Source organism: Glaciimonas sp. CA11.2, assembly GCF_034314045.1.
Lineage (GTDB): Bacteria > Pseudomonadota > Gammaproteobacteria > Burkholderiales > Burkholderiaceae_D > Glaciimonas.
Genome location: NZ_JAVIWL010000001.1, coordinates 792039 through 818732, shown reverse-complemented (window position 1 = coordinate 818732; position 26694 = coordinate 792039). Strand labels below are relative to the sequence as shown.

The 26694-nt window shown below is 51.2% G+C and carries 26 protein-coding genes; 21 read left to right on the top strand and 5 right to left on the bottom strand.

All coding sequences use genetic code 11. The features are described from left to right. Positions 1 to 122: 122 nt before the first annotated feature. The 4 genes from RGU75_RS03505 to cfa all read left to right on the top strand — a co-directional run bounded on the left by RGU75_RS03505 (position 123) and on the right by cfa (position 4427). Positions 123 to 1778: an acyl-CoA synthetase gene (locus RGU75_RS03505; protein ID WP_322233056.1), complete on the top strand. Its 1656-nt coding sequence runs from the start codon at positions 123 to 125 to the stop codon at positions 1776 to 1778. Further along, a complete protein-coding gene (locus RGU75_RS03500; protein WP_322233054.1) occupies positions 1775 to 2347 on the top strand; it encodes a PPC domain-containing DNA-binding protein in 573 nt (190 codons plus the stop codon). The genes RGU75_RS03505 and RGU75_RS03500 overlap by 4 nt, the downstream gene beginning before the upstream one ends. Beyond that, entirely contained in the window at positions 2340 to 2738 is a 399-nt protein-coding gene (locus tag RGU75_RS03495; RefSeq protein ID WP_322233053.1) for a PPC domain-containing DNA-binding protein, read from the top strand. Before RGU75_RS03500 ends, RGU75_RS03495 begins: the two co-directional genes overlap by 8 nt. 489 nt (positions 2739 to 3227) lie before the next feature. Next, positions 3228 to 4427 (top strand): cyclopropane fatty acyl phospholipid synthase, encoded by a 1200-nt coding sequence (gene cfa, locus RGU75_RS03490; RefSeq protein ID WP_322233051.1) that lies wholly within the window; start codon positions 3228 to 3230, stop codon positions 4425 to 4427. A gap of 122 nt (positions 4428 to 4549) precedes the next feature. Here cfa and RGU75_RS03485 read toward each other — a convergent pair whose 3' ends face one another. Beyond that, complete coding sequence (locus RGU75_RS03485) at positions 4550 to 5023, bottom strand: MarR family winged helix-turn-helix transcriptional regulator (protein ID WP_322233049.1); 474 nt, start codon at positions 5021 to 5023, stop codon at positions 4550 to 4552. Positions 5024 to 5223: 200 nt separating this feature from the next. Here RGU75_RS03485 and RGU75_RS03480 point away from each other — a divergent pair, with 200 nt between their 5' ends. The 3 genes from RGU75_RS03480 to RGU75_RS03470 all read left to right on the top strand — a co-directional run bounded on the left by RGU75_RS03480 (position 5224) and on the right by RGU75_RS03470 (position 8142). Next, the gene (locus tag RGU75_RS03480; protein ID WP_322233047.1) at positions 5224 to 5583 is read left to right on the top strand and encodes a CzcE family metal-binding protein; all 360 of its coding nucleotides are present in this window, start codon (positions 5224 to 5226) and stop codon (positions 5581 to 5583) included. A 376-nt stretch (positions 5584 to 5959) separates the two neighbouring features. After that, positions 5960 to 6961 carry a tripartite tricarboxylate transporter substrate binding protein gene (locus RGU75_RS03475; protein ID WP_322233045.1) on the top strand — a complete coding sequence of 334 codons (1002 nt, stop codon included), beginning with the start codon at positions 5960 to 5962 and terminating at the stop codon, positions 6959 to 6961. A 50-nt stretch (positions 6962 to 7011) separates the two neighbouring features. Next, positions 7012 to 8142 (top strand): nitronate monooxygenase, encoded by a 1131-nt coding sequence (locus RGU75_RS03470; protein WP_322233043.1) that lies wholly within the window; start codon positions 7012 to 7014, stop codon positions 8140 to 8142. A gap of 12 nt (positions 8143 to 8154) precedes the next feature. On the opposite strand, the gene RGU75_RS03465 is transcribed toward RGU75_RS03470, so the two are convergent. Further along, entirely contained in the window at positions 8155 to 8922 is a 768-nt protein-coding gene (locus tag RGU75_RS03465; protein ID WP_322233041.1) for a hypothetical protein, read from the bottom strand. 243 nt (positions 8923 to 9165) lie between these two features. Here RGU75_RS03465 and RGU75_RS03460 point away from each other — a divergent pair, with 243 nt between their 5' ends. The 3 genes from RGU75_RS03460 (at position 9166) to RGU75_RS03450 (ending at position 12627) form a co-directional block, all read left to right on the top strand. Continuing rightward, on the top strand, positions 9166 to 10128 hold the full coding sequence (locus RGU75_RS03460) for an alpha/beta hydrolase (protein ID WP_322233039.1): 963 nt from the start codon (positions 9166 to 9168) through the stop codon (positions 10126 to 10128). 12 nt (positions 10129 to 10140) lie between these two features. Continuing rightward, positions 10141 to 11772 (top strand): NAD(P)/FAD-dependent oxidoreductase, encoded by a 1632-nt coding sequence (locus tag RGU75_RS03455; RefSeq protein ID WP_322233037.1) that lies wholly within the window; start codon positions 10141 to 10143, stop codon positions 11770 to 11772. A 111-nt stretch (positions 11773 to 11883) separates the two neighbouring features. After that, on the top strand, positions 11884 to 12627 hold the full coding sequence (locus tag RGU75_RS03450) for a glucose 1-dehydrogenase (protein ID WP_322233035.1): 744 nt from the start codon (positions 11884 to 11886) through the stop codon (positions 12625 to 12627). A gap of 15 nt (positions 12628 to 12642) precedes the next feature. On the opposite strand, the gene RGU75_RS03445 is transcribed toward RGU75_RS03450, so the two are convergent. Further along, a complete protein-coding gene (locus tag RGU75_RS03445) occupies positions 12643 to 12858 on the bottom strand; it encodes a hypothetical protein (protein WP_322233033.1) in 216 nt (71 codons plus the stop codon). 229 nt (positions 12859 to 13087) lie between these two features. On the opposite strand from RGU75_RS03445, the gene RGU75_RS03440 reads away from it, so the two are divergent. The 6 genes from RGU75_RS03440 to RGU75_RS03415 are packed head-to-tail and all read left to right on the top strand — an operon-like array spanning position 13088 to position 19603. Then, positions 13088 to 14317, top strand: a complete 1230-nt coding sequence (locus RGU75_RS03440) for an ABC transporter substrate-binding protein (protein ID WP_322233031.1) — start codon at positions 13088 to 13090, stop codon at positions 14315 to 14317. 1 nt (position 14318) lies between these two features. Then, the gene (locus tag RGU75_RS03435; protein ID WP_322233029.1) at positions 14319 to 15185 is read left to right on the top strand and encodes a branched-chain amino acid ABC transporter permease; all 867 of its coding nucleotides are present in this window, start codon (positions 14319 to 14321) and stop codon (positions 15183 to 15185) included. A 4-nt stretch (positions 15186 to 15189) separates the two neighbouring features. Then, positions 15190 to 16308 (top strand): branched-chain amino acid ABC transporter permease, encoded by a 1119-nt coding sequence (locus tag RGU75_RS03430; protein ID WP_322233027.1) that lies wholly within the window; start codon positions 15190 to 15192, stop codon positions 16306 to 16308. Further along, on the top strand, positions 16299 to 17051 hold the full coding sequence (locus RGU75_RS03425) for an ABC transporter ATP-binding protein (protein WP_322233025.1): 753 nt from the start codon (positions 16299 to 16301) through the stop codon (positions 17049 to 17051). Before RGU75_RS03430 ends, RGU75_RS03425 begins: the two co-directional genes overlap by 10 nt. A 47-nt stretch (positions 17052 to 17098) precedes the next feature. Further along, positions 17099 to 17893 (top strand): ABC transporter ATP-binding protein, encoded by a 795-nt coding sequence (locus tag RGU75_RS03420; RefSeq protein WP_322233022.1) that lies wholly within the window; start codon positions 17099 to 17101, stop codon positions 17891 to 17893. A gap of 54 nt (positions 17894 to 17947) precedes the next feature. Then, entirely contained in the window at positions 17948 to 19603 is a 1656-nt protein-coding gene (locus RGU75_RS03415) for an NAD(P)/FAD-dependent oxidoreductase (RefSeq protein WP_322233020.1), read from the top strand. A 175-nt stretch (positions 19604 to 19778) separates the two neighbouring features. Here the strand turns inward: RGU75_RS03415 and RGU75_RS03410 are convergent, their stop codons facing one another. Continuing rightward, positions 19779 to 20555 (bottom strand): glucose 1-dehydrogenase, encoded by a 777-nt coding sequence (locus RGU75_RS03410; RefSeq protein WP_322233018.1) that lies wholly within the window; start codon positions 20553 to 20555, stop codon positions 19779 to 19781. A gap of 434 nt (positions 20556 to 20989) precedes the next feature. Between RGU75_RS03410 and RGU75_RS03405 the strand changes: the two genes are divergently transcribed. Beyond that, positions 20990 to 22279 carry an ABC transporter substrate-binding protein gene (locus RGU75_RS03405; RefSeq protein ID WP_322233016.1) on the top strand — a complete coding sequence of 430 codons (1290 nt, stop codon included), beginning with the start codon at positions 20990 to 20992 and terminating at the stop codon, positions 22277 to 22279. 253 nt (positions 22280 to 22532) lie between these two features. Beyond that, positions 22533 to 23291: an IclR family transcriptional regulator gene (locus tag RGU75_RS03400; RefSeq protein WP_322233014.1), complete on the top strand. Its 759-nt coding sequence runs from the start codon at positions 22533 to 22535 to the stop codon at positions 23289 to 23291. Positions 23292 to 23441: 150 nt separating this feature from the next. On the opposite strand, the gene RGU75_RS03395 is transcribed toward RGU75_RS03400, so the two are convergent. Then, positions 23442 to 23723: a hypothetical protein gene (locus tag RGU75_RS03395; RefSeq protein ID WP_322233012.1), complete on the bottom strand. Its 282-nt coding sequence runs from the start codon at positions 23721 to 23723 to the stop codon at positions 23442 to 23444. Between the two features lie 228 nt (positions 23724 to 23951). On the opposite strand from RGU75_RS03395, the gene RGU75_RS03390 reads away from it, so the two are divergent. The 3 genes from RGU75_RS03390 (at position 23952) to RGU75_RS03380 (ending at position 26652) form a co-directional block, all read left to right on the top strand. Continuing rightward, positions 23952 to 25037, top strand: coding sequence for an LLM class flavin-dependent oxidoreductase (locus RGU75_RS03390; RefSeq protein WP_322233010.1), 1086 nt, complete (start codon positions 23952 to 23954; stop codon positions 25035 to 25037). A 75-nt stretch (positions 25038 to 25112) separates the two neighbouring features. Then, entirely contained in the window at positions 25113 to 25670 is a 558-nt protein-coding gene (locus tag RGU75_RS03385; protein ID WP_322233008.1) for a flavin reductase family protein, read from the top strand. Between the two features lie 49 nt (positions 25671 to 25719). After that, the gene (locus RGU75_RS03380; RefSeq protein WP_322233007.1) at positions 25720 to 26652 is read left to right on the top strand and encodes a LysR family transcriptional regulator; all 933 of its coding nucleotides are present in this window, start codon (positions 25720 to 25722) and stop codon (positions 26650 to 26652) included. Positions 26653 to 26694 lie beyond the last annotated feature (42 nt).

Here is a 26694-nt window from a genome sequence, read left to right as displayed (position 1 = left end):
CCGTACCTCCGTACGGCTCTGCTTCTCAATGCGACCCTAGCTCGTGCAACAGGTTTTTTGAGGCACCTGATGAGGCGGTGTAAAAGCAAAGCAAACCAGAGCAAATCAATCTTGAATTCTTGATGTTTGTCTTGTCTCCGCACAGCTCACATGCAACAACAATTAATAAGCCCAACCGAAATAAGAGCGAGACCATGTTAAAAAAAGTCATGAATCTGGGGCGGCTGTTATCGGATGTCGCGCGCCGTTTTCCCGATGACGCGGGCATCATTATTGGCGATGACGTCGCTACCTGGAAAGATATTAATGACCGCGTCGATGCGGTAGCGCATGCTTTGCATCAATTAGGCGTCAAAAAGGGTGACAGGTTTTTGGTGCATTCTCGCAACAATTTGCAAATCTTTGAGAGCGCCTGGATCGCATTCAAACTCGGCTTGGTATGGGTTCCTACCAACGTGCGTATTACGCCACCGGAAGCCGCTTATCTGGGGCAATCCAGCGGTGCGACGGTGATGTTGTATGACCGTGGTTTGGCACATTACGTCGATGCTATTAAAGCTGTTTCTCCTGCGCTGACACATGTGATTGCCCTCTCCGATGCGCGTGACGGAGAAATGGACTATGGGACTCTTGCAGCAGCGCCGACAAGCGGTGCAGTGCCGTTTGACGAGGTCGAGGTAGAGTATGAAGATCCGCTCTGGTTCTTCTATACATCAGGTACGACCGGCCATCCAAAAGCAGGAATGTTATCGCACGGACAAATGGCGTTTGTGGTGACCAACCATCTGGCTGATTTGCTACCAGGACTATCGCATCGCTCGCGTTCCTTGGTAGTTGCTCCACTCTCGCACGGCGCTGGAATACACGCGATTGTCAATACGGCCCGCGGTGCTGCCAGCGTATTGCTTGCGACCGAAAGATTAGTGCCGGAGGAAGCCTGGCAACTGGTAGAGAAACATCGTATCGATAATATGTTTACTGTCCCGACCATCGTCAAAATATTGACCGAAGATCCATCGGTAGACCGTTACGATCACAGCTCGCTTCAGCACGTCATCTACGCTGGCGCGCCGATGTATCGTGCCGACCAGCGTTACGCGCTACAGAAGCTCGGTAAGGTGTTGGTGCAGTATTACGGGCTCGGCGAAGTTACCGGCAACATTACATTTTTGCCGACTTATATGCATACCGACGATGACAACGATCCGCATGCGCGGGTCGGCACGTGCGGCATTCCCCGCACGGGAATGGAGATTGCCATTCTCAATGATAGCGGACAAAAGTTGACGGCATTCGAGACCGGCGAAATATGCGTACGCGGCCTCGCCGTATTCATGGGTTATCACAACAATCCGGATGCCAATGCCAAGGCATTTAAGGACGACTGGTTTCATACCGGCGACATAGGCCACGTTGATCGTGAAGGATTTCTTTATATCACCGGTCGTTCCTCTGATATGTATATTTCAGGTGGTTCTAATGTGTACCCGCGCGAAATTGAAGAAGCATTATTGACCCATCCGGCAGTGTCGGAAGTCGCGGTACTGGGTTTGCCGGACCCGAAATGGGGTGAAAGCGGTATTGCGGTGATCGTTACCAAAGACAATTTGACTGTGGAGTGCGGACAGTTACAGGCACATTTGGAGGAACGCATCGCCAAATATAAGTGGCCGCGTCGGTTTGTGTTTTGGGAAACAATGCCGAAATCCGCTTACGGAAAGATTGTAAAGAAAGAGGTTAAAGCGTTATTGGAGGCAGAAGGGGAGTGTCATCTATGAACACCAGGAACGCGTCACATACGAATGCCTCGCCACAGGCGCATCGGCCACGCATGATGCTGCATCCCGGACCGTTTAATCCGGTCCGTATTCAAAGTCGGCATTCCGCCAGTGGCAGACATGTCCGTTTGACGCTGGTGCCAGGCTTAAGTCTCTTTGAAGCTATTGTGAAGCCATTGATCGAGATCGGTATCAAGAACGCCTCGACCACGATACTCGGTGGTTATTTCGATCATCTCGAATACTGCGTCGCGCCGCCCGATCCATCTCATCAAGCCATGATCGCTTATTCGAAACCGATTCAGGCTGGGCGCGCATACATGATTTTTGGCAATGCTACGCTGGGTAAAAATCAGCATGGTCGTCCCATCGTGCATTGTCATGCGGCTATTCGCACAGAGAATGGGACAGTGAAGGGCGGTCACATCATTACTGATACCTGTATTGTTGGATCGACCCCAATTTCGGTGCTGGTTACCTCGTTGGATGGCTTTGAACTACGCGTGACTTTCGATCCAGAAACGAATATTCCCTTAATACAACCGCAAGCGGAGAGTCCGAATGAATGATACAACGATCGTTGAAACCGGCACTATGGGACGCGTTGCTTATGCACGTATCGCACCTAACGAAGATCTGGTTTTAGGGGTCGAGAAACTGTGTATCGCAGAGGGCTTCAAGAACGCCTTCGTGCGGGGGGCGCTGGGTAGTCTGGTGGATGCGTGTTTGGGAACGCTGGATGGCAAATATGTCCAGATTAAAGGGCCAGCGGTTGAGATTGTCAGCCTTGCGGGAGAGGTTCGCTCAAAGGATGATGGTTCTCTCATTGCATCACTCACTGGCGTCGTTGCCGACCCGGAGGGTAACGTTTATGGTGGCCCCTTTGTCGCCGGTGCGAACCCAATTTGTATGACCTTCGAGGTGACTCTGGAAGAGTGGCTTCCGACCGCGCACTCATAATTCTCACCCACTTGTTTCGCTTTTAAACGTGTGACCGATTCAGCAATCGTCGATGCGATTGCAATGCAAACTATGTGAAGATGGCGAAGGCAGCGCTTGGTTGGCTGCCTGTTTACATTTTTATTCACTGTGAATATACTCATCCAGCATCAAATTATTGCACGCATTCAAGTCATGCAAAATTAATCATCGCCATCTCGCATCATTTAAATTTACACTAGACCATTCTGGCGAATCACCACTGGTTAGTATCTGCCAATCGCGATGAAACAAATCGGGCTTTACTTCTGTGCGCAAACACAATTGTGATGGAGGAAAAGAGTTATTTCATGTCCCGCCTAAAAAAATTTTACGCCTGATATTTATCTATTATGATTAGTAACTCGCATAATTAATAAAAGTTGATATTCCGAGTTATTAATAGAAGACGTGAGACTGATTATTATTTCGCAAAGAGCATCAGAAATTTCATACTCGGGTAGACATAACATGACAACTTCGCACAGTAGTGGATTGACACCGACAACGCTCAATATGAAAGCGAATGGTCCGAAAATCATCAACCAGTTGTTTGAACATGCGGGTGTCAAGTTGAACGGAGACGCGCCATGGGACATGCAAATTTACGATAATGCTTTTTTTCGGAAAATGTTTACAAAATGGGAACTGGGGATCGGCGAGTCATACATGGACGGAGATTGGGACAGTCAGCAGCTTGATGAATTTTTTTTCAAAATCACCAGTCATGACCTCGAGCAAACAGTCGTAGGTCCCGCCAAGTTCAGATTTGCGCTGGAAATTTTACGTCAAAAATTCTTCAATCTTCAAACTGAAAATCGTGCCTTTCGGGTGGGCGAGCAGCACTATGACATCGGTAATGATCTATTCGAAAGCATGCTCGATTCAAATTTGATGTACTCATGCGGCTATTGGGAGCACGCAAAAAATCTGGAAGAGGCGCAACTGCATAAGCTTGAATTGATTTGTCGTAAGCTTGAATTAAAGCCGGGTGAACGGTTACTAGATATCGGATGTGGTTGGGGCGGTTTAGCACGCTACGCTGCAGAAAAATATCAGGTCGAAGTCGTCGGAATTACTATTTCAAAAGAGCAACAAAAGCTGGCGCAAGAAAAGTGCGCAGGATTGCCCGTCACCATTTTGTTAACCGACTACCGAGAACTTACCGGTGAGTTCGATAAGATTGTATCGGTGGGTATGTTTGAGCACGTCGGAGCAAAAAATTACGCTACTTACTTTGATGTTGTCGGCAAGTTGTTAAAGGCAGATGGTCTTTTTCTATTGCATACCATTGGTAACCATGTGACTGAGACGAGAAGGGATATGTGGCTGGATAAATATATTTTCCCGAATGGTCATTTGCCCTCGGCGAAACAAATTTCCAGCGCCCTTGAAGGACGGTTTTTGATTGATGACTGGCACAACTTCGGCCGCGATTATGACCGAACGCTGATGGCATGGTGGGATAATTTCGATAAAGCATGGCCCACATTGAAGGATAAATACGGCGAGCGTTTCTATCGAATGTGGAAATACTTCTTACTTTCTTCTGCTGGTTTTTTTCGCTCAGGTCAAGGCCAGCTTTGGCAAATCGTTTTGAGCAAACGCGGTCGGCCGGTTACTTATCGTTCCGTGCGTGGGTCCCCAGCAATTGAAAGGAACCAAGGGTAATATTTAGCATGCATGTTTTATTTCCCTTGCTCACTTACAGGGAAATGTTGCAATGTAATAATTTACACACCAGAGAACCAGCATTGCAACGCTGGTTTTCCCCGCATCTATCAGACTGCCCATTAAAGTGTGTCACTGCGCGTCGGGCACGAAGCCAGCGCACCGCTTAAAGCGTCGAAAACGCGTAAGCACGCATGAATATCCGCGGTATCGATATCGGTAAACAACTGCCGTCGGAAGGGTAACAGTGCCGCTTCCAGTTTCAGCACGCGACAACTTCCCTCTTCAGTAAGATATAACAGCTTCGCCCTGCGGTCGGTAGGATCTTCGCGCCGTTCGACCAATTTTGCGGCAATCAAATGATCAATCACGCGCACCACAGAGGCAGGATCCAATCCCAATGCATCAGCGACGCTGCCCGGGCGCACGCCGCTACCGAGGCGGCCAATCATAACCAGTGGCCATGCGGTAGCTTGCGACAAGCCTAAATTCGATACGCTTTGATCGGCGGCAACCTTATAGGCGCGTGTTATCTGGCCGAGTGACATTGTCAAATGCATTAGGTCACGGTCATGTTGTTGAAGTGTGTCAGGCATAGTTTGTCTCTTTTTTGGTTTTCATACTAAATATTAACATGCAAAGTAAAAGGCGTATAATTAGTTTTGTCGGACAACAATCAATGCAAGTTGTAAGGCAATCGAGTTGAAGCCACAGATTGGCTTATTCGTTATTTCAGAAGTAAAGAAAAAGTATTAGAAGTATTGTAATTTTAACAACCAACACAAAGGAGTACATCATGTCCAATAATTCTATCTCCGCCCTTACTGCCGCTGGCACACTGCGCACTTCGCTTTTGGCTTCAATACTCGCCATAGCATGCTCTTCCTCATTTGCAGCAGAATTGCCACTGAAGTTTTTGGGTGATCCCGGTACGACAGGAACCGCGACGCAAACCATCAACATCAAACCTGATACCAAGTATGTCAATGTGACCGGCGGTCAAACGGTCAAGTTTGTTGTTGGCGACAAATCGTTCGCCTGGTACTTTGACGTCGGTACCAATGTTTCAACGTTTGACTTGAATCGGGTCGCACCGGCTAATATCCTTACGCAACCGATTAAGGTTTATGTCGCGCAAGACGTTACGTCGATTTAGTATTGCGTAGCAGACATGCCGCGGCAACGAGCCCGCGGCTGTTTGTTTTAACCTCAACAGTCCATCGCCGCATTGCGCTCCCTCGGCATCATTTTCCCCGACCCTTCAGTCAAAGAGCAGATTTTATTGGCCTCACTTTTGATGGCTAGTCATTGATTTATCACACTTTAAAATAACACCATTCTGTCCTCGCTTCGTATCAAAGTGTGAATGCGGTTCTACTAATTAAAATAAGTTATCCAAGGCTCGCGTGGTATCATTTTCGAAATAAAGAATAATAATTCGAAATTTCGATAAAGAGACGCAGCGTTCTGATGCTGATCGAGCATCATTTTCCGCATCCAATTCGCTTACCATCGCCCTAGGTAGAACAGCAATGACAATCCGATCACCCGCTTCGCCCCAGCGTCGCCACATCATTCAGAGCGCGGCCGTAGCCCTATCAAGTTTGGCGTTTGGTATTAATCCTGCCGCCGCCGCCCGCTTTACTGATGGGGTTGTAAAAATCATGGTCGGCTTTCCGCCCGGCGGTTCCGGCGATACGTTTGCGCGCATTTTTGCGAACGCATTACGGGAAGAGTTAGGCAATCCGATTATTATTGAAAATAAGCCTGGTGCCGGTGGTTTGACCGTCGCTCTGACATTTTTGCACGGCCCCAAGGATGGTAGTCAATTGATGATGGCAACCGGTTCCACTGCCGTGTCCGCCCCCATTTCGCATGCTAATCCGCCTTACAATCCAGTGACCGATTTCCAATGGATAGCGCTGCTGAGCAACGCCCCATTCGTGATCGCGGTCAACCCAAACCTTCCCTTTACGGACCTCAAGGGCCTCGTCGCTTACGCCAAAGCACATCCCAATAAATTATCTTATGGACATGCCGGACTTGGTACAACGGTCCATCTGGCAGGCGAGCTATTTAAATCGATTGCAGGGATTGATGTAGCCGATATTGCGTACAAAGGTAGTGCGGGCGCGATTGTGGCTTCCCTAGCCGGTGAAGTGCAAATGGTTATCGAGACCTCCGGCACGCTCATGCCATATCAAAAATCCGGCAAATTGCGCATCATTACCACGATGGCGGAAGCGCGAGAAAGAAATCTGCCGGATGTGCCAACCTCACGGGAGGCTGGATACGATTTGATCGCGGGAACTGCTAACCTGCTTGCGGCACCATTAGGCACACCGCGTGATGTAACTGACCCGATTTCGCTGGCCGTAAATCGTACGATGGCGCGTCCTGCCATACAGGCACAGTTGACCCAACTGGGAATTGAACCTGTACTGAAATCTAGCCCTGCCCAAGCGCAAGCTTTTGTCGCTGCTGAAGTTGCACGCTGGACACCGCTGGTGAAAAAGCTTGGTATTGCGCTGTAACTCTTATTTAAATTTACTATCTCGCACTCGCTTCGCTAAGGAATAGAACTATGCGTACCCCTATTTGTGAAAAACTCGGTTGTGATTTACCGATCTTCGCTTTCTCTCACTGCCGCGACGTCGTGGTGGAAGTGACCAAGGCGGGCGGCTTCGGCGTGCTAGGTGCCTCGACTTTTTCGCCTGAGCAACTAGAAACCGAATTATGCTGGATCGATGAACATGTGGGCGGTCGCCCGTATGGAGTAGATGTCATTATTCCGACGAAGTACGACAAACAATCAGAAAGCAGCACGCAAGATCTGGAAAAGTTAATTCCGGATGAGCATCGCGCTTTCCTGGATAAAATATTGGATGACGCTGGCGTTCCGCCCCTTCCCGAAGACGAACGTGAGCGCATCCACGCTTCGATTGTGCATGGTCGCGGCAACATGACACCCGATGGTGCACGCCGCTTGCTACGCGTGGCGTTGACGCATCCCCAAGTCAAGCTGGTCGTCAGCGCGCTGGGATCGCCGCCACCGGATATAGTGGCAGAATTGCGCGAACGTGGTGTCATGATCGGTGCCATGTGCGGCAAAGGCGAGCATGCTGCGCGTCATCGCGCTGCCGGTGTCCAGCTCATCGTTGCGCAAGGCACTGAGGCAGGCGGACATACCGGTGATATCGCCACGATGGTGTTGGTGCCGCAGGTCGTTGAAGCGTGCGGTGATGACGTCGCCGTGTTAGCGGCGGGCGGCATTGCCAAAGGTAGTCAGATTGCAGCGGCGCTGGCATTAGGAGCACAAGGGGTCTGGTGCGGCAGTCTTTGGCTCGGCACACGTGAGAGTGAGTTAGACCCATTTGAGAAAGAAGTCTTATTCGAGACTAAGACTGAGGATGCAGTGCGGCGTCGTGCCCGGACCGGCAAGCCGGTACGCATGATTAAGAGCTTACTGTCGGAGGCATGGGAGCAACCGGGTGCGCCCGCTTACTTACCGACTCCGCTACAAGGTATTCTCTACAACGAAGCGCATGCACGCGTAGTGCGCGCCAAGCGCAAGGATTTGTACTCTTTCCCTGTCGGTCAGGTCGTCGGCATGCTCAATGAAGAAAGTTCAGTGCGGGATGTCATGTACCGACTACAGCTTGAGTATATCGAGACCATGGAGCGACTACATCAGTTGTCGCCCTCAGACGCTTAAGCTACCGCAGGTTTAAGCAGGAACAACGCTGGCGTCAATCAGGGCGCTGGCGGGAAACTGCAATATGAGCACTTCAACACCTGTCGCCCCAGCTTGAAGTTCCAGCACATTATCGTGCGGGATAAAGAGTGTTGCCAAGGCAGTTAAATCTGTTTTGTCGACACACAGCGCACCGTCTGTCACTACATAAAAACGCCCACCGTTATTCTCCCCGCATTCAGGAGCAGCTACTTTGTGGTGGGGTGGCACACGGACGATCCATGCGGCAAGCCCGCTTTCTTCCGGCGCGATCAGCACTTCTTCAACTACTGATTCCAAACCAGACAATGCTTGCGCCATCACTGTGGCACTGGGTGCCGCATGCATTTGCTGTTTCTTAATGCGTAGCGGTAAATGTGGTCGTGATTCCGGCAGATACCATGCGCCAGTATCGCCAAGCAGGCGCAAAGTCAGATAAGAGACGCCCCCTTCACCAGACATCAGCGGCCCATAGGCAGAATAGCGAGACGCATAATGCACCTCTAAATGTCGGATGCCATGCTTTCCAAGAAATCCGTCGCCGGCGACAAATACCTGAAATTGATGCTGAGTATGAAAATGTGTCGGCAGCGTCCAATTCGCTTTTTGCTCGACCAGATAGGCTTGCGCTCTTGCTACGCCGTTGGTGGTAATTGCTTTGCTATCCGGCTCGATCAAATCGGTAATATGTCCAACGAACTGTGGACTATTGCGCGCACGACAACCGGTTTCTATTGTTCGCGCTTTTTCTAATGTTTGCATGACAATCAAAATAAATTCCTCTTTGAATTAACTTCATGAGTCTCAATTAAATTTCGAAATAGCGAAAACTTTTTCGAAATTAAAGTATAGTTATCTGCAATCGCCGCGTCAACCATGAGTCAATTGTGCACGAACAGGCGGTGCAACGACGCAAAAAAAACGATATAGTTGTCATAACAAAATGTCGCGTCGGATTTTTGACCTTAAGACGCCACGTCTCTATCAACCCACTCGAGTAATCACATGCCAACATTAGACCCTGAAGTCGAACATTTGCTCGCGCTAGGCCGTGCAGCGGGGCGCGTCCCGTTTGAAGCAATGACGCCCGACGCTGCCCGCGTTGCCTACGCTGCTTCGAAGGATGTCATGCAAGCACCATCAGTGGAAGTTGCATCGGTGCGTGATATTTATATTCCCGGATTGGGTGGATCCTTGTGCCTGCGGCTGTATCGTCCGATGGGCACTCTTCTGGACGAGCAACTTCCTTGTCTGGTCTTTTTGCATGGCGGCGGATGGGTGATCGGCAATCTGGAAAGCCACGACCGGTTATGTCGTCGCTTAGCCAATGCAGCGCGCGTGTGCGTGGTGGCGGTTGATTATCGGTTAGCACCGGAGCATCGCTTTCCAGCGGCGCTGGACGACGCAGCGACTGCATTGCGATGGGTCGTGGATAATGCCGTCGAGATGTCGATCGTGCCGGACCGCATTGCTGTCGGTGGCGACAGTGCAGGCGGCAACCTCGCCGCAGTACTGGCATTGATGGCACGCGATGGTACTGTGCCTCCGCTGGCGTTTCAGGCGCTGATTTATCCTGCCGTAGATTTGACTGCCGCCAGCAATTCCTATCAGACCATGACTGCTGGCATCCCGCTGACCGCCGCCACCATGCACTATTTCATTGATCATTACACGCCTGAGGTGAAGGACAGGCTTGACTGGCACGCTTCTCCGATCAAGGCTTCGAGTCTGGCCGGAACACCGCCTGCACTGGTCGTGACGGTCAGCAACGATCCGTTGTGTGACGAAGGGTTAGCATACGCCCGTCGGCTGGAGGAGGAGGGCGTGCGCGTCACCTCGTTGCACTTGTCGGACCAGATTCACGGCATGCTGATGATGGGACAATTTTTGTCTACCAGCAATATCGTTGTCGATTATATCGGCGCCACGCTCGGTGCCGCTTTGTATTCCCTTACCGCAACAGATTAGAAAGACACACCCATGATTCGCACTTCCTCACCCACTCACTCCGCCCTTGCAAGCGATGTCGACGTCGTTGTCGTTGGGGCTGGCTTTGCCGGTTTATATATGTTGCATCGCTTGCGCCAGCTCGGCTTGAAAACCCAAGTGTGCGAGGCGGGAAAGGGCGTGGGCGGCACCTGGTATTGGAACCGTTATCCTGGCGCCCGTTGCGACGTAGAAAGCATGCAATATTCCTATTCATTCTCCGAGGAGTTACAGCAGGAGTGGCAATGGACTGAGCGTTACCCGAAGCAGGACGAGATTTTGCGTTACATCAACCACGTCGCCGACCGTTTTGAATTGCGTTCCGACATCGCATTCGAAACCAGAATTAGCAGCGCCATCTATGATGCTGAAAGTCAGCGCTGGACTGTTCTTACAGAGCATGGCGACACCATGTCAGCGCGTTTCCTGATCACTGCCGCAGGTTGTCTGTCGGCAGCGCGCATGCCGGATCTGGCCGGACTGGATAGTTTTAAAGGACAGTTCTATCACACCGGAAACTGGCCGCATGAGCCGGTCGACTTCACCGGCAAGCGTGTCGGGGTTATTGGCACTGGCTCGTCCGGGGTCCAGACCATACCGGTGATTGCGCGTCAGGCCAGCGAATTAGTGGTGTTTCAGCGCACACCTAACTTCAGCATTCCTGCCTGGAATCGTCCACTATCGGACGAAGACCAACAAAGTTGGAAGGCTGACTACGCCGCGAACCGCGAAAAAGCGCGACACACCCGTTCCGGTATCTTGTATGAATACAGCACGCGCGCCACCACCGACGTGCCGGAAGCTGAGCGCGAGGCGGAATACGAGCGCCGCTGGCAGCGTGGCGGAGCCAACTACACGCATGCGTTCAACGATATTTATACCAACCGCAGCTCGAACGACAGCGCTGCACAATTCGTGCGAAATAAAATTCACACCACGGTCAATGATCCCGATATCGCGGCATTGCTAGCACCGAACGACCACGCCATCGGCACCAAACGTATTTGCGTCGACACCGATTATTACCAGACATTTAATCAACCGCACGTCAGTCTGGTCGATTTGCGCACTGCACCGATTGTAGAAATCGTACCGGAAGGAATGCGTACCGCTGCTGCTACATATGATTTGGACTGTATCGTGTTTGCCACCGGTTACGACGCGGTGACCGGCGCGCTTGATCGCATTGATATTCGTGGAACCGGAGGTCTCGCACTAAAAGATAAGTGGACTGATGGGCCGCGGACTTATCTGGGATTGATGACAGCTGGTTTCCCTAATCTCTTCTTCATTACGGGTCCTGGCAGTCCATCGATTTTGACCAATGTCGTCGTGGCCATCGAGCAGCATGTGAACTGGATTGCCAATTGTCTTGCTTCCATGCAAAAAAACGAGCGTGGCGTGGCCGAGGCGGATCTGAGTGCCGAGAACGATTGGGTAGCCCACGTGAATGAAGTCGCCTCAAAGACACTCTTTCCAAGTACGAAGTCCTGGTTTATGGGCGCAAATATTCCGGGGAAACCGCAAGTCTTTTTGCCTTACGTGGGCGGCTTCGGAAATTACAGCGTGATTTGCGAAGAAGTAGTCGCCGATGACTATCGTGGCTTTGCATTTACATCTGCCTGACGTTGCGCTGGACCGATCCAAACACCTGATGTGGCTATAACAGCCCGTGCGATCAACGGACCAATTTTGCATCAGGTGCAGAGCCTTTCAAACCTTATTATGAATGCCAATATGAATCACGAACAGACGCGTTTTACTAACAAAGTATTTTTGATTTCCGGCGGCGCACGTGGCCTCGGTACTGCGCAAGCCCGTTTTCTGGTGGCCGAAGGCGCGAAGGTTGTGATTGCCGATGTCCTGATCGAAGAAGGCCAGCAACTGGCGCAAGAATTAGGCGACGCGTGTATTTTTCAGCCGTTGGATGTCACCTCCGAAGCGCAGTGGGATGCAGCCGTTGCCGTTGCCCGCAGCATGGGAAAATTACACGGTTTGGTCAACAATGCTGGCGTGTACACCCCGCAAGCGCTAGTCGATACCGACACCGCCCAGTTCGAACGGCATATGCGCATCAATCAATTGGGTACTTTTCTTGGCATGCGCGCTGTGGTCGCAGCTTTCGAAGAAACCGGCAGCGGCGCGATCGTGAATATGTCATCCACTGTGGCCTTGCGCAGCGCGCCTAATTCAATTGCTTACACGGCCAGCAAATGGGCGGTGCGCGGTATGACCAAGGCCGCCGCGCTAGAGTTGGCGGATCGCAATATTCGTGTCAACTCGGTTCATCCAGGGCCGATTGATACCGATATGCTCAACATCCGTAGCCGCGAAGAAAACCTTCGTCGGGTACAGCAAGTGCCAATGAAACGTCTTGGCACCAAGGAAGAAATTGCCAAATTGGTGTTGTTTCTTTTGTCTGATGACAGCGCATACATGACCGGATCGGAAGTAGCTATGGACGGCGGTGCCGCCCTATAGTTTGTAGGAGCTACGTCAACCCGCCCCAGCGGCTTTGTGCTTTCCTTGCCGTACTGGCGTACTGTCTGCGTCGGCAGGATTGGCAAGCCCGTTGCTGGGACGGGTTTGCGTAACTCCTACAAAACCGATTTGGCATCCAAGTGCTCCGCCAACGGGGTATTCTTCTTCTTCTTCTTCCCGTACTTTTCTACCTTTACTCCCCAAGTTAATGTCTTTGTGGTGAAGGTTCATAGCCACTTCGCGGGGCAAAGTTGCCTATGTCTTATCACTATTTCCTGGATGCATTAAGCATTGAAATGTTTCGGCGATAAATCGTTAAATCAACCTTGCTGGGATGCATATTCGTGATAATATTTTCGCAAACAAAGATTGGTTTTCGAATATTCGAAAAACACTAAATATTAAAACGACTTTCCTGCGATCGCTTAGCGTTGACAGGTGAGCGACCACGGGAGATGAAATGACTATGTTGAAAAGTGGCGCACGCGCCTCTGTTGGTAAATTTGCGCTTGGCTTAATCGCAGCCAGCTTCGCTTTTAGCGCTAATGCTTTCGAGCAAGAAAGCGATGGCGTCTATGCCGATCATATTGATTGGGGCGTCATGATGGATCTGAGTGGACCGGCTTCGGCAGCCCAGTTGCCTTGGGTAAAGGGTTTTCAGGCGTATATGCGCAAGGTGAATGAAAGCGGCGGTATTCATGGCCGCAAAATCAACATTCTGGCTGAAGATGACCGCTACGACGCATCGCTGGATCGCGTCGCTTACGACAAGCTAGTCAATCAAACTCCCGTATTAGGCATTTCTGGCGTCGGCAACTCGAGCGCGCAGGTTGCCTTGGCACCGTCAATCCGACGTGGCAAGGTGCCTATTGTCGGTACTTATGTGACGACCAAACCAGCGGTTGAGCCTGCATCGCCACTATTTTATGGTTCCTTTTGCGGTTTCCGTGAAATGGCACAAGTTGGTGTCGGATTTTTTATCGATAAGCTGAAACTGAAAGCGCCAACGGTCGCCACCATCAACCTTGATGTCGCGTCCGGTAAAGAATACGCAGGATATATTGATGAAGCGGTGGCGCAGCGCGGCGGCACGTCGAAGTCGATTCAAATAAAAGTAGCCGCTGCTGATGCGACTGCGCAAGTGCTCGAAATCATTAAAATGAAACCGGATTTCGTCGCCATTCATGGCGTACCGACTACCGCCATTTTGGTAATGCGGGCGATGCAGCAATACGGTTTGAATATTCCAACCTTCGCCATTACTTATCTCGGCACGCCGGGTGTGTATGAGGCTTTGGGCCCTAAGACTGGCAGCAACTATTATTTTGTCAGCTGCTTCACGCCGGGCGGAATCGAAGAAACGCCTGCTATTAAAGAGATGTCGGCGTTAGCCGATAAATATGGCAATGGCGCGTTGAAGAACGATGGTAATTATGTCGCCGGATGGGTGGTTGGCCAACTGGCAGCCGAATCGATCGCCCGGGCTGGCGCTGCGCCGACCCGTGCTGCGATGGTTGCAGCAATGGCGAAAGGCTTTGAAGTAGATACTAAAGGCGTATCGTCGCAACTGAAATACACACCCGACAATCATCTTGGGTTAGTGCAACTGAGACCTTATAACTACGATTACGACACCAAGCGCTTCAAGGCGTATGGCAAGTACGGTGACTATCAGCAGGTCGCCAAATAATATGATGACCCAAATCCTTTTCAGCGGCTTAGCGCTGGGTAGCATTTACGGCTTGGTGGCGCTTGGCTTCGCGGTGATATTTAAGGCGACCGGGGTGTTTAATTTTGCCCAGGGTATGTTGGTTGTTGTCGGTGCTTATTTGGCCGTGACTGGCAGTACGCAGCTCGGTTTGCCTTTCCCGATGGCGGTGGTTTTCATCGTCCTTTCCGCGGCATTATTGGGCGCTGCAATCCATGCGTTATTGATTCGTCCTTTGGCCGGTCGTCCATTGTTACCGGTGATTATGATCACTATTGCATTGGCGATTGTGCTGCGTGCCATGATCGAATTGATTTACGGACCACAGGCAAGGTCATTGATGACGCCCTTGCCAACCGGCAGTTTTTTAGTCGGCGGTGTACGGATATCAGAATTGCATTTAACCGCTGCGTTGGTGAGTTGGGCCTGTATGGCAGGCGTGGGTGCTTTCTTCAAGTTCACGTCGGCCGGTTTACTGATGCGGGCCACTGCTGATAGTCATGAAGCAGCGCTTGTGTCTGGCATCAACGTCAATCGCATCAATGCCCTGGCGTGGGCTATCGGATGCGTCCTGGCGGCTATCGGGGGCGTCTTTTTAGGACAGTTGCAAGTGGCGACTGTCGAGCTGGAAAACATTGGTTTGCTGGCCTTACCAGCGGTGGTGATCGGTGGCTTGCAAAGTATTCCGGGCGCCATTGTGGGTGGTTTGCTGGTTGGCTTAATTGAACAATTCGGGTCCGCATATATCTCACCTAAAGCGCGTGACATATTGATTTATGCACCGCTATTGATGATTCTGATGGTGAGACCGTGGGGTTTGTTCGGTCAACGTGAACTCGGTCGGGTGTGATGCGATGAGTACTCAACCTCAATTACAGGCATCCGCCCAAACATTGGTGATCCCAACACCAGCCGCTGTTTTTCCCTGGCGCTGGATCGGCATCATCGCTGCTATCGCTATTCTGTGCTACTTACCGGTGGTACTGGATCAACGTGCGATATTCGGTTTTCGGCTATCTAACCTGCAACTGCTGAATATTGGTTTAACGCAAGTCAACCTGACGCTGATCGCCATTTTAGGTGCACTATCGCTCAATTATTTAACGGGTTGTGCCGGTTTGATTTCTATCGGTCACGCTGCGTTTTATGCGGTTGGTGCGATTGCTGCCGCCGTGACGGGAACGCAATGGGGCTGGCCTTTTCCATTGGTGCTGATCGCCGCGGGAGTAGCTGGCGCCTTAGCCGGAGTCTTCGCGGGTTTGCCGTCGTTACGCGTGCGCGGATTGTATTTTGTGCTGTCAACGTTAGCGTTGCATTTTATCGTCGTATATCTGCTTGCCGAATACCAGTACAAATTCTTTGACGTAGTGGGTATTCCTTTCAACGAAGCTAAGGTCGGACCGTTTGCACTCGACTCTGGATTGCGCTGGTATTTCTTTTTGCTGCCATTGGTGGCCGTGGTTTATATGTGTTTGCGCAACACCATGCGCTCACGTGAAGGGCGCGCATTGATGGCAATGCGTGATCATGAGCTGGCTGCCACTGCGGCTGGTATCGACGTACGCATTTTGCGCTTGAAAGCCTTCGCTTTTAGCTCCGCCATCGCTGCAATGGCGGGTGCTTTATACGCGTATTTCATGACCAATGTTGCTGCGGATTTTTTCAGCATCAACTTCGCGGTCCAGTTCATCGCCATGATCATTATTGGCGGGATGGGATCGCTGGCCGGTTCAGTATGTGGGGCGGTTATCTGGTTATTGTTGCCAGCCGTGATCAGCGGTTTTGCGACCCATGCGGGCGGATCGCCTGGTGTGGTTGGTCAGTTTTTGCTAAATAGTAAGCCGCAACTGGTGAATCTGACTTTTGGACTGCTGGTGGTTATATTGTTGATTTTTGCGCCGGGCGGCATGGCTGGCCTTGGCGTCCAATTGCGTAAGCGGTTTTCCTCATGGCGGAGCAACGTATGGAAATAATGCTCAATGTAGACAATCTGTCGGTTGCCTATGCACGTAAAGGTTTGGCGCTGGATTCGGTCAGTCTGGCCTTGCCAGCGGGCAGCATCGTCGCCCTGCTAGGCGCTAATGGTGCTGGCAAAACCACCTTAATCCGCGCGATTACCGGTTTGCTGGGTTTGCATGGCGGCGGCGTCACAGCTGGCAGGATCGATTTCGCAGGGAATTCTATTCTTGGTTTGCCTTCGCACCAATTGGTGCGACTTGGTATGGCGCAGGTGCCGGAAGGCAGACTGGTATTCAAGCAATTAAGCGTCGAAGAAAACTTACAGGTCGGCGCTGCTATATTGCCGCGGGCCGCTGTCAGCAAACGGATGGAAGCGGTATACACACTTTTTCCACGCTTGCTTGAGCGACGTCGACAAGCCGCTGGCTGGCTTTCCGGCGGTGAACAGCAAATGCTGGCGTTAGGACGGGCGTTGGTAGCAGGACCCCGACTATTGCTGGTCGATGAGCTGTCGCTAGGCCTCGCGCCCTTGATCGTGGAAACGATTTATGAGCAACTGAAAGTCGTCGGCGACACCTTGGGAACCTCCATGTTGGTGGTCGAGCAAAACGCGCGATTGGCACTGCAATTCGCCAGCACCGCTTATGTCCTGGATCGTGGCCGGATTGTATTGTCCGGTCCTGCGAGTGAAGTAGCCGCCAGCGCATTGGTCAAGCAATCTTACCTTGGCAGTCAGCGCGAAGAGGCAACAGTTTGAGCGCCCCGAGTGAGATGAACACTAGCAAGATGCCATCAACGACTACTATGAAGAGTAACGTTTTGCTCAATATTGCATCGTTGCAAATGCGCTTTCAGGGTTTAAGTGCGCTGGATGACGTGTCATTTACCGCACAAACAGGGCAGATTACCTCGTTGATCGGTCCTAATGGCGCCGGAAAAACCACCTTATTTAACTGCGTCACTGGCATGTATCGGCCAACATCGGGACAGGTGGTTTTCGACGGTGCCGACATTACAGGGAAAGCAGCGCATCAGGTCTCGCGGCATGGCGTGGCGCGGACGTTCCAGAATTTGGCATTGTTCGGTGGCCTGACGGTGATGGATAACTTGTTGGTTGGCGCATATCGGCAAGGCGCATCCGGCCTGCTGCAAGGTGCTGTCACAAGCTGGCGGGCGCGTGCGGAGCAACGGGCCGCATTCACGGCAGCGACCGAGGTTTTGGAATTTTTAGGTATGCCCGATATCGCTGACGTGTTGCCGGGAGAGTTACCTTATGGACGACAAAAGCAAGTCGAATTCGCCCGTGCGTTAATGCAAAAAGCGCGCTTGGTGTTGCTCGATGAACCGATGGCTGGTATGAGTAGCGCGGAAAAAAGCGCAATGACCGAATTGATCTTGCGCGTGCGTGAGCAATACGGCGTCAGCTTTTTGATTGTGGAACATGACATCCCGGTGATCATGGATATTTCTGACAAGATCGTCGTTCTTGATTTTGGCCGCAAAATCGCTGAGGGAACGCCGCGCGAGGTGCAGGCAAATCCAGCGGTGATCAAGGCGTATCTTGGCACCGAACATGGCGCTGCCACGGACAACGTTTAAATTTTTTACACACCAGCTTTTCGCTGCGATAACTATAAAAAAGAGACCGATACGATGCCACATTCCAAGCCACCGTTGCAGCATGGCGACGCCCAAGTCAAATCATTGAATTCTGCATCGGATGCAGCGTACGACGTCTTAATCATCGGAGCCGGATTTGCCGGCTTGCACATGCTGCATCAGGTTCGTGCAATGGGTTTGACAGCGCGTGTCTTCGAGGCCGCAAATGATGTCGGTGGTGTCTGGTATTGGAATCGCTACCCCGGCGCTCGTTGTGACGTAGAAAGCTTACAGTACTCGTATTCGTTTTCTACTGAACTTGAGCAGGAATGGGTCTGGACCGAAAAGTACGCGGCACAGCCAGAAATATTACGCTATATCATGCACGTAGCGGATCGCTTCGATCTGCGTCGGGATATTGATTTTAATACGCGCATTACGGCTGCAATTTTCGATGAAACGCAAAATCGCTGGCAATTGGAAACTGATACTGGCGCACAGGCATCCGGACGTTTTTGCGTGATGGCAAGTGGTTCGCTCTCTGCCACAAGATTGCCGGATATTCCGGGTCTGGCCAAGTTCACCGGCAAGATTTATCATACCGGCGCATGGCCGCATGAAGGTGTCGATTTCAGTGGCAAAAGGGTGGGCGTGATCGGGACCGGTTCTTCCGGCATTCAAACGATTCCTGCACTCGCCCGTCAAGTAGAAAACTTAGTGGTCTTTCAACGTACCGCCAACTTTTCCATTCCAGGATGGAACGAAGCGCTCAAGCCCGAAGACCAGCAACAATGGAAAAGCGTCTATCGCGAACACCGCACCCGGGCGCGCGAAGTGGGGACCTTGTATGAGTTTTCAGATAAAGGCGCGATGCAGGCGACGGAACAAGAGCGCGCACAAGAATACGAACGTCGCTGGAATAAAGGCGGCGTCAACTTCGTTCATTCCTTTAATGATGTGATGGTCGATAAGCGTGCCAATGACACGATTTCAGACTTCGTTCGCGCCCGAATTAGAAATACAGTAGAAGATCCTGTCGTGGCAGAAATGCTCTGTCCACACGATCATCCGCTTGGCACCAAACGTATTTGTGTAGATACCGGTTATTACGAAACATACAATCGCACCAACGTTAAACTGGTCGATTTAAAAAAGACGCCGATTACCGAAGTAAGTGCTGAAGGGGTGCGTTGTGGTGACACAGAATATGCGTTAGATGCGCTGGTGTGTGCGACCGGTTACGACGCATTGACCGGGGCGCTACTGAACATGGATATTCGTGGCAGAAACGGCTTGACGCTGGTCGATAAATGGGCCGATGGGCCATGCACTTATCTGGGCTTAATGACGGCCGGTTTCCCCAATATGTTCATCATCACAGGCGCGGGAAGTCCGTCTGCGCTAGTCAATATGGTGGTCGGTATTGAGCAGCATGTTGAGTGGATTAGTGATTGTATAACCTATCTGGATCGAGAGAAAATCACCACTATTGAGGCGGGAGTGCCGGCGGAAAAAGACTGGGTAGAGCATGTCAATAAAGCGGCTAACAAGACACTTTTCCCACTGGCTAATTCATGGTTTTTGGGTGCCAATATTCCGGGGAAACCACGCGTATTCATGCCGTATGTGGCAAGAATTGGGGTGTACCGCAAGGAGTGTGATGAGATTGCGGATAATGCCTATCGCGGGTTTATCCTGACCGCGGCATAATTGATCAGACCGCAATCAAACCACAATCTTAAAATTAAAATTGCTGTGATGAATACCTGAATTTATTTCAGGTTTCAACCTCACGCTTGCAACATTACTTCAACTTGTTATCACGCCTACGATGAACGATTTCATCGTAGGCACATTCTACTGCGTCATTAGACGTTGATGCAGCTTAACAGGCCAGAAATCCACCATCGACCGGCAATATGACGCCAGTGACATAACTCGCCATCTCAGAGGCCAGGAACACGACTGGTCCAACCAATTCCTCCGCTTGCCCAACGCGTCCCAACGGCATTCTAAGCATAAATTTATGCAGCGTTTCAGGTGCGCCGCGACTATCAATAGTCATTGGTGTTTCGATCAATCCCGGGGCGATAGCATTCACGCGGATGCCGTCTTTGGCAAGTTCCACCGCCAGCGATTGGGTAAGCAGTTTGACCGCGCCTTTAGAGGGCGAATAACCCATGCTGTTAGGCTGTCCGGCAAAGGCAGCGACTGAAGCCACATTAATGACTGTTCCACGTGTTGCACGCAATGCTGGTAACCATGCGTGCGTCACGTTGAAAGTGCCATTGACATTGACATCCATCATGCGCTGCATATTGGCGACAACACGTGGACTATCTATATTCTCGCGGATCAGGATTCCAGCATTATTAACAACCACATTCACCTGACCAATTTCATCACCAATTTTTTGCGCAAGAGCCGCACAGGCGTCGGTCGACGTAACATCGAGAACGTGCGCCCACGCTTCTCCGCCAGCGGCACGAATCTCTTCTTCCACTTGCTTGATGTTGGCTGCGTTGATGTCGGTGACGATGACACGCGCACCAGCTCGGGCCAGGCCAATTGCAATGGCGCGACCGTTTCCTTGCCCTGCACCGGTTACCAGCGCCAAACGTCCAGTCAGCACCTGCGGTGCCATGTTCGAAGAAATGTCCATGTGTGTTTCCTTTTGGTTGTGCGCTGCAATACTTTGCATGTCCGAAGTTGTGCGGATTAATGTTTAACGTTGCGGCGCGTTTGAAGAGGTGATTTCCATGGCAGGTGTCATGGAAGTATTTTTCCAAATATCGAAATATATTTTTTATTTTCGAAAATATTAACACATAATGATTTTAATAAAATTGATGATGAAGACTTTGAGTTCGAACAGATCGGTGCTTTGGACGAAACAGTGTTCGTTACGTCTGCAACTTTTTTATAAATCAAAAAGAGGGAAATAAAAGGGGGTTAACAAAGCCAAAGAAGAGAAGAAAAAAATAAAAGAGACGTGAAAGATCACGCTCGAATCCATGTCAGTCGTCAAAAGGGCGCTCAGAAATTAATCGAGACGTTCGATACGACTTGGCATAGTTGCCAAATTCAGGAGACAAAATGAATCACCATCATCATCACCATAATCATGCGGTCAAACCGTCTACTTTCTTTTTCAGATATAAAACACCCACATCAGGTCTGAGTAGCTGTGTCAGAAGAGTAAGCGTCAGTCTGGTCATCGCCACCTTAGCGATCACCGCGCATGCCTTTGAACAACCTAACGATGGCGTGTACGCCGACAGGATTGATTGGGGCGTGATCATGGATATGAGCGGCACGGCGTCAGGATCGCAGATACCTTGGGTCCGCGGAATGCAGTCGTACATGCGCAACCTTAACGAGGCCGGAGGAATCAACGGCCGTAAAGTTAATCTTGTACTTGAGGATGATCGTTACGAGGCGCCATTGGTACGCATCGCCTATGAAAAATTGAGTAGCCAGACGCCAGTCATTGGCATATCAGGATTGGGTAACACCAGCGCCCAGGTCGCGTTAATGCCATCTATTCGCCGTGGCAAACTACCCGTCGTCGGAACCTTCGCCGTCACCAAAGCCGGTATCGAACCGCCGTCGCCGATGTTCTACAACGGGTACTGCGGGTTCAAGCAAATGGCGCAGGTCGGGGTCGGCTATTTTGCGGATAAACTTAAACTCAAGGCGCTCAAAGTTGCAACTGTTCACATGGATGTGGCGGGCGGAAAGGAATATGCTGATTATGTCGACGCAGAAGTGCATAAATATGGCGGCACATCTCAGGCGTTTCCAGTCAAGGTCGGTTCGGCCGACGTGACCGCGCAAGTGATGGGAATCATCGCCATGAAGCCGGATGTTGTGACGGTATACGGCGTTCCTACTCCGACCATTTTGCTGATGCGGACGATGCTGCAATATGGTTTGAAAATTCCTACTTTTTCCATTACGCAACTTGGTACGCCTGATATCTATTCTGCGCTGGGCCCTGAGGCCGGTCGCGATTATCATTTTGTCAGCTGCTTCACGCCGGGCGACATTGAAGAACCGGGCGGTATCAAGGAAATGGCCGCCGCCGCTGATAAATACGGTTTCGGCGGATTGAAGACCAATGTCAATTTTGTCGGCGGATGGGTGGTTGGCGAACTGGTGGCGGATGCGATTGCAAGAGCCGGGAAGGAGCCGACCCGTGCAGCGATGGTCGAAGCAATGTCAAAAGGCTTTGAAGTCGACACGAAGGGCGTTTCTTCACCGCTAAAATTTAGCCCGGATAATCATCTCGGTATGTCAGCGTTGCGGGTCTACAGTTATGACTACGATGCAAAACGCTTTAAAGCCTACGGCAAGTACAGCGATTATCTCAAGTACGTTAAATAGTCCTGAAATAGTTTATTAAACGATCTCTCTCAATACGCACAAATACGCCCACGTTATTCCTTCAATTAATGTGAAGGAATGACGGTATCGGCAGTGCGTAAAGTTGACGTGTTGAGATGGCACAAATTTTGCTATAATTTCTAGTCGAAAAATCACTTTTCGATATTTCGAAACTACTAAATCATTTGGTCAATAACAGTATCTTGTCGCCATCCGTGGCAGGATCGGTAATTTCTGTTTAACGAGGCATCCCATGAGTCCCGACCGATATCTACGCACCTTCGATGTGCTTGACTTGTTAGTGCGCTTTAAAGAAGGTCTGCGCCTGACCGAAATCAAAGAAGCGTTAGGCCTGCCGGTCAGCAGTGTCCACAATATGTTGCAAACCATGGTGGCGGCAGAAGTGCTGACCATGACCGAAGACTTGCGCTACTCAATCGGTCCACGTGTGGTCGGCATCGCTTTATCGACCGTGGCCTCGCTCGATGTGCGGCCATTGGCGCGCCGCCATTTGCAAGATCTGGCAAAAATCATTGGCGACGACGTCTATCTCGGAATGAATATGGGGCAGCGTGTGTTTTATGTTGACCGATGCATGGGTACGCAGCGTATTTCGCTCGATATTCGTTTGGGCGAGCGGCTGTCGCTGCACTGCACCGCGACCGGCAAGCTATTCGCCGCCAACGATACGCGCCTTGCTGCGAAGGCTTTATCTGGGCCGCTAAAAAAACTGACTACTAATACCATCACTGATGCGCGTGCATTGGAAGCGGAATATCAGCGCATTCGCAAGCAGGGTTACGCGAAAAGCGAAGAGGAAGCGGTCGAAGGCGTGGTCGGCTATGCCATTCCCATCCGACATGCCAATGGTAATTTGGCGGGGGCGATTCACGTTTCCGTCATTGGTCGGCGGGCAACCAAGTCGCACGAACATAAACTATTGGATGCCGCCCGTGCTTGCGCAGAGCAGATTGAGCGCAGCCTAGGCAACATACGGCCGGTCCTGACGTAAACGCGCCCCAGCGGCGTTGTGCTTTTCTTGCCGCACTAGCGTGCTGTCTGCGTCGGCACGCCTTGCTGGGACGCGTTTGCGTCAGGACCGTTGGCTGACTTGGCGACCGTCTTAACCTCCCCCAAGATGCGTTGTGCCTTCCTTGCCGCACTAGCGTGCTGTCTGCGTCGGCACGCCTTGCTGGGACGCGTTTGCGTCAGGACCGTTGGCTGACTTGGCGACCGTCTTAACCTCCCCCAAGATGCGTTGTGCCTTCCTTGCCGCACTAGCGTGCTGTCTGCGTCGGCACGCCTTGCCGGGACGCGTTTGCGTCAGGACTGAACGGACAAACTGACATTTAACAAAACCCAGGACGGCTTTTGCTTTTCCTACTTCTGGGCACTGTCTGCGTTGCCAAAGCCCCTTGCAGAAACCATTTTGCGTATGGACCATCGTCTAGCTTGGCATCCAACTCGCGGTTTTGCCTTTTTTACACGTTTAATCCTCAACAGCTTAGGCGGTCAACCAACCCTGCGATTTAGTTAATAATCCAAATCATCAGAAAAACTGATTGGTTACGGTCCAATCAAGTGTCTTTTATTTATCTATTGCCTTGCCTAAACTGGCTCTAAGCGATATAGATTGAATATAAATATAAATATAAAGATTAAAGGAGATTTGATGAAACTCGGATTTTTCACGATGCCTATGCATCCTATTGGCAAAGATTGGCAAATTTCGCTGCGCGAGGACCGCGAAGCTTTTATTTTGGCTGATCAGTTGGGCTTCGTTGAAGGTTATGTAGGTGAGCACGCGACTGATCCGGAAGAAAACATCACTTCATCCGCTTTGTTTTTGGCAACGCTGGTCGATGCGACCAAGCAAATGAAGCTGGGAACCGGCACGCTCAATCTCCCGAATCACCATCCTGTGACTCTCGCTAGTCACATCGCGATGCTGGATCATTTGCTGGGTGGGCGTTTTATCCTCGGGATTAGCCCGGGCGCGCTGCCTTCGGATGCTGAAGCTTATGGCAACTTCGATTTGCCACGTCCTGCGATGTTTTTGGAGTCGATCAATCAGTTGCTGAAAATATGGACGACTGAGCCGCCTTACAATCTCAAAGGTGAGCACTGGAATATATCGACGGAACGTACTTACATCGCGGAGACCGGGATGGGGTCGATTCCGAAGCCGCTCCAGCGTCCGCATCCGCCGATTGTCGTGACAGCCGTCGCGCCATTTTCGCAAGGTATTACCGAAGCCGCAGCGCGTGGTTGGGATCCTATTTCAGCCAATTTCTTGCTGCCGAAGTGGGTCAAGAGTCATTGGACCAAGTATGTCGAAGGTTGCGCACGGGCGGAGCGGGAAGCCGACCCTGCGAACTGGCGCGTCGCCAAGACCGTGTTTGTGGCGAAGGATGATGCTACCGCCGAGGCTTATGCGTTAGGCACCGATGGTCCTTATTATTACTATTACCGTTCTTTGTTCAATAAACTGAAACGCCGTGGTTCGCTGGGTGTTTTCAAAAGCGATCCTAAAATGTCCGATGACAGCGTGACCCTTGAAGATGTCATGAAGCAACTCGTCATTTATGGTTCGCCGTCAAAGGTCGCCGATGAGATCCATGCGTTGCAAGAAGTCACTGGCCAATTTGGTACGATGCTGTATGCAGGTGTCGACTGGACTGACCGCGAACTGGCGCGCGACTCTATGATCTTGATGGCCGAAAAAGTACTTCCTCTGGTCAATGTGGTCAATGGCTAAGAGCAAGATCATGATCGCCCCGTCGTCAATTCCTTTGCATGTGGTTGCGTTTGCCCTCGACGTTAAGGGGCAATCATGGCGGTGACTCACTTGTATCTGGACGGTCAGCATGACACTCGACAGCTACGAAATGCGCTGGGCCGTTTTCCTACGGGCGTGACTGTTATTACCACGCGCGCACCCGACGGAAAATTGGAGGGGATGACGGCAAATTCCTTCTCGGCCTTATCGTTGGACCCGCCGTTGGTGTTGTGGAGTATCAGACGGAACGCGCTTTCGCTGCCAGGATTTTTGGCATCGGGGCATTTTGCGATCAATGTTCTCGGCGTGGGTCAATCCGATTTGTCACAACGCTTCGCGACGCCCAATGAAAACAAATACGGTGGACTCGCGTACGAGGAGGGATTGGGTGGCTCGCCGGTGCTGGATGGCGTGCTGGCTAGTTTCGAATGCGAGACTCAAAGCACCATTGATGGCGGCGATCATGTATTGTTCGTCGGTCGGGTGCATAAGGTTTCTTACCACGATGGCGAGCCCTTGATTTTCAATGCGGGACGTTATTGCACGGCTTTGCCTCTTCAGATGGGTTCGATATCATCGGATGTCAGTGCCATGTGGGCCGACCTGGGCTAGTAGCAGACCAACCTAGTTTTAATTCACATTAGATTCACATAATGTTTATATGAAGCGCGTCACACTCCTCAATCTTGAAACCCTGTGCTGGATTTCCCGGCTTGGCACTTTTCACGCCACGGCGCTGAAAATGAATGCCTCGCCGCCAGCAATCTCGGCGCGCGTGCGTGAAATGGAAACTGCCTTGGGTGTGGCGCTGTTCCGGCGTCAGGGAAGGCGCATGGAATTGACTTTCCAGGGCCGCGAACTGGTGCAAATGGTTGAGCCATTATTGCGCCGCCTAGATAGCGTAGTTGGTGACCTGGACAATGCCGAAACTGCCAGTGGCACTGTTCGTATCGGTGCGGGAGAGATCGCGGCGTTGAGTTGGTTTCCAACCTTCATTGCTAACTTGCGCCAATTGATGCCCAAGGTGGTATATCAAATTGAAATCGATCTGACCACATCAATGCGTCAACGCCTTGAAATCGGGAAGCTGGACGTCGCCCTGTTTGCCGCGCCAGCGGTAGGCCCGAATATTCGATCAGAATCGTTGGGCACAGTGCGTATGTGCTGGATGATGGCGCCCGCACTTCAAGGCAAGTATCCAGACTCGGCAACATTGCGCGAGCGACTGGAAACACATGCCATTTGGTCCTTGTCGAAACCGTCAGCCAGCCATTCCATGACGATGGACGTATTACGCGAGCAAGGCGTAGATAGGGATGCAATCGGTACCTGCAACAACATCATGGCACTAATTGCTATTATCTCCAGCGGTGCAGGTATCGCTTTGTTACCTGAAATTCTGGTGCGCTCGCACCTTGCGAGATCAGAACTTGTACCCTTATTGCCCGAATTGGCAATGCCAGAACTCGAATTCGTCATCGCATGGAATGTCGACCAGGAACAATTAATTATTCGCAATATTGTCGAAGTGGCGCTGCAATGTACTACCTTCGAAATGGCCATTACTGACATGGTTGCGTCACCGAAGTTGTAACGCCGCAGCGTTGTTCATAGCGATCCAATAAAAACCATCGCC

Excerpts from the sequence above, each read along its gene's own strand:
- RGU75_RS03505 (WP_322233056.1), top strand. The coding sequence starts at position 123 with ATGTTTGTCTTGTCTCCGCACAGCTCACATGCAACAACAATTAATAAG.
- RGU75_RS03500 (WP_322233054.1), top strand. The coding sequence starts at position 1,775 with ATGAACACCAGGAACGCGTCACATACGAATGCCTCGCCACAGGCGCAT.
- RGU75_RS03495 (WP_322233053.1), top strand. The coding sequence starts at position 2,340 with ATGAATGATACAACGATCGTTGAAACCGGCACTATGGGACGCGTTGCT.
- cfa (WP_322233051.1), top strand. The coding sequence starts at position 3,228 with ATGACAACTTCGCACAGTAGTGGATTGACACCGACAACGCTCAATATG.
- RGU75_RS03485 (WP_322233049.1), bottom strand. The coding sequence starts at position 5,023 with ATGCCTGACACACTTCAACAACATGACCGTGACCTAATGCATTTGACA.
- RGU75_RS03480 (WP_322233047.1), top strand. The coding sequence starts at position 5,224 with ATGTCCAATAATTCTATCTCCGCCCTTACTGCCGCTGGCACACTGCGC.
- RGU75_RS03475 (WP_322233045.1), top strand. The coding sequence starts at position 5,960 with ATGACAATCCGATCACCCGCTTCGCCCCAGCGTCGCCACATCATTCAG.
- RGU75_RS03470 (WP_322233043.1), top strand. The coding sequence starts at position 7,012 with ATGCGTACCCCTATTTGTGAAAAACTCGGTTGTGATTTACCGATCTTC.
- RGU75_RS03465 (WP_322233041.1), bottom strand. The coding sequence starts at position 8,922 with ATGCAAACATTAGAAAAAGCGCGAACAATAGAAACCGGTTGTCGTGCG.
- RGU75_RS03460 (WP_322233039.1), top strand. The coding sequence starts at position 9,166 with ATGCCAACATTAGACCCTGAAGTCGAACATTTGCTCGCGCTAGGCCGT.
- RGU75_RS03455 (WP_322233037.1), top strand. The coding sequence starts at position 10,141 with ATGATTCGCACTTCCTCACCCACTCACTCCGCCCTTGCAAGCGATGTC.
- RGU75_RS03450 (WP_322233035.1), top strand. The coding sequence starts at position 11,884 with ATGAATCACGAACAGACGCGTTTTACTAACAAAGTATTTTTGATTTCC.
- RGU75_RS03445 (WP_322233033.1), bottom strand. The coding sequence starts at position 12,858 with ATGAACCTTCACCACAAAGACATTAACTTGGGGAGTAAAGGTAGAAAA.
- RGU75_RS03440 (WP_322233031.1), top strand. The coding sequence starts at position 13,088 with ATGACTATGTTGAAAAGTGGCGCACGCGCCTCTGTTGGTAAATTTGCG.
- RGU75_RS03435 (WP_322233029.1), top strand. The coding sequence starts at position 14,319 with ATGATGACCCAAATCCTTTTCAGCGGCTTAGCGCTGGGTAGCATTTAC.
- RGU75_RS03430 (WP_322233027.1), top strand. The coding sequence starts at position 15,190 with ATGAGTACTCAACCTCAATTACAGGCATCCGCCCAAACATTGGTGATC.
- RGU75_RS03425 (WP_322233025.1), top strand. The coding sequence starts at position 16,299 with ATGGAAATAATGCTCAATGTAGACAATCTGTCGGTTGCCTATGCACGT.
- RGU75_RS03420 (WP_322233022.1), top strand. The coding sequence starts at position 17,099 with ATGAAGAGTAACGTTTTGCTCAATATTGCATCGTTGCAAATGCGCTTT.
- RGU75_RS03415 (WP_322233020.1), top strand. The coding sequence starts at position 17,948 with ATGCCACATTCCAAGCCACCGTTGCAGCATGGCGACGCCCAAGTCAAA.
- RGU75_RS03410 (WP_322233018.1), bottom strand. The coding sequence starts at position 20,555 with ATGGACATTTCTTCGAACATGGCACCGCAGGTGCTGACTGGACGTTTG.
- RGU75_RS03405 (WP_322233016.1), top strand. The coding sequence starts at position 20,990 with ATGAATCACCATCATCATCACCATAATCATGCGGTCAAACCGTCTACT.
- RGU75_RS03400 (WP_322233014.1), top strand. The coding sequence starts at position 22,533 with ATGAGTCCCGACCGATATCTACGCACCTTCGATGTGCTTGACTTGTTA.
- RGU75_RS03395 (WP_322233012.1), bottom strand. The coding sequence starts at position 23,723 with ATGGTCCATACGCAAAATGGTTTCTGCAAGGGGCTTTGGCAACGCAGA.
- RGU75_RS03390 (WP_322233010.1), top strand. The coding sequence starts at position 23,952 with ATGAAACTCGGATTTTTCACGATGCCTATGCATCCTATTGGCAAAGAT.
- RGU75_RS03385 (WP_322233008.1), top strand. The coding sequence starts at position 25,113 with ATGGCGGTGACTCACTTGTATCTGGACGGTCAGCATGACACTCGACAG.
- RGU75_RS03380 (WP_322233007.1), top strand. The coding sequence starts at position 25,720 with ATGAAGCGCGTCACACTCCTCAATCTTGAAACCCTGTGCTGGATTTCC.